This window comes from Prevotella sp. S7 MS 2, assembly GCF_000762865.1.
Taxonomy (GTDB): Bacteria; Bacteroidota; Bacteroidia; order Bacteroidales; family Bacteroidaceae; genus Prevotella.
Window position 1 is genome coordinate 1 of record NZ_JRPT01000112.1, and the last position, 1,582, is coordinate 1,582.

1 protein-coding gene is annotated in these 1,582 nt (G+C 46.1%); it reads right to left on the reverse strand.

Translation table 11 applies throughout. The annotated features are described in order from the left end of the window. Positions 1–44: 44 nt before the first annotated feature. Positions 45–1,265 carry a site-specific integrase gene (locus tag HMPREF0671_RS11590; RefSeq protein WP_036900954.1) on the reverse strand — a complete coding sequence of 407 codons (1,221 nt, stop codon included), beginning with the start codon at positions 1,263–1,265 and terminating at the stop codon, positions 45–47. Positions 1,266–1,582: the final 317 nt, after the last annotated feature.

The window sequence follows — 1,582 nt, forward strand, 5'->3', positions numbered from 1 at the left end:
AATTGATATAAAAGAGTGTCTTGAATGTACTTCGAGCCATAATGTCAAAGTTTTAAGGTGAATGTATCTTGTATTCGCTGCTGTATCGCTTGCATATCCCGATGGATTCTTTCGGAGGAAACCGCTGCATATACCTGTGTCGTTCTCAGGTTGGTGTGTCCGAGCATACGGCTCACCGTTTCGATAGGAACGCCTGCCGAGAGCGTGATAAGCGAAGCAAAGGTATGGCGAGCCATGTGGAAGGTTAGCGGAGTTTCCATGCCGATGTTTCGTTGTATGTAGTGCATACCATTGAGGACAATGTCGGTGGTCGGCACGTCAAAGACAAAGCCTGCCCTTATCCCTCTATAACGATTCATGATAGTCAGCGCAGGGGGAAGCACCTGTACACGATACGGGGTCTTGGTCTTCATGCGTCTGCCCTTGATGCAGAGTTTGCCTTCTTCCAAGACAATGTTTTCCTCTCTCAGATTGCGGACATCGGAGATGGCAAGCCCTGAAAAGCAAGAAAAGACGAACAAATCACGGACAAAACGATAGTTCTCCCATTCAATCTCCAAGTTGATGATGCGCTCAAGTTCTTCCTGCGTAATGCTTCTTGGTTCACCCTTTGGTCGCTCGTAACTGTAGCCCAAAAAAGGATAGAAGTCCAGCACACCTTTCTTTACCGTCATACGGACGATGGTCTGCAAGGTGGATAAGGTACTGGATATGCTGCTGCGTTTCAGTCTGCGGTCGATGGTGAGATAATACTCGAAGCCCTCTATAAATGCTTTGTCCAGCTGTGAGAGTGGGATGTCGCTTACCATGTGCTTCTTCTGCACATACTCACGGAGCAAGGATAGCTGATAGGTACGGAGTTTGAACGTCTTCAAGGCTCGGTCGATGCCTATACGCTCCTTTGTCTGTGTAAGATACTCCCCGAAACTCTCCAAGAGCAAGGCTTGGCGGTGGATTTGCCCCTGATAGGCATCCTTCACGTCTGTGGCTGTAAAGGATTCTTCTCTTTCACAGAGTTCGTGAAAGCGTGTGTGGATAAGTGCGGTGCATTCACCAAGTTTCTGATTGACGGACACAGCCATGCTGCTCTTGCCGATAAGCCTTTGCTTACGACTGTCCCAAAGAGCAAGCGGAGTTTTGCATTTGGTGGAGAAGCCCGAATGGGTTCTGCCTACGGAGATGCGCCCGATAACAGGCACAAGTCCTTTCTTGTCGGTTCGTTTCGCCTGAACGAAGAACGATACTTTGAGTTTGTTTTCTTTCATTTTTCTGTCGTTTTTTCTAAATTTCCTTTGCTTGCAAAGGTACAGATGAACAAGTATTCCTGAGCGATGCAGAAAAATGAAAGATGAAGAATAAAAACCTATGACACAGTTGTTTACCTTCAATTCGTAACCCCTTTTTGCTTTTTCCCTGATGGGTTACGATTTGGTAACGGAACTCCTGCCGTTTGATGCTCGTTTTCGCTTACCCTCAAAATAGCAAGAAAATGCTAAATGATGATATTTCAAATAGTTACATTCCTTGCGTTTCCCCCTATTCCCCTTCATTCTTAATGACTGATTATGCTAATCATAAGTCG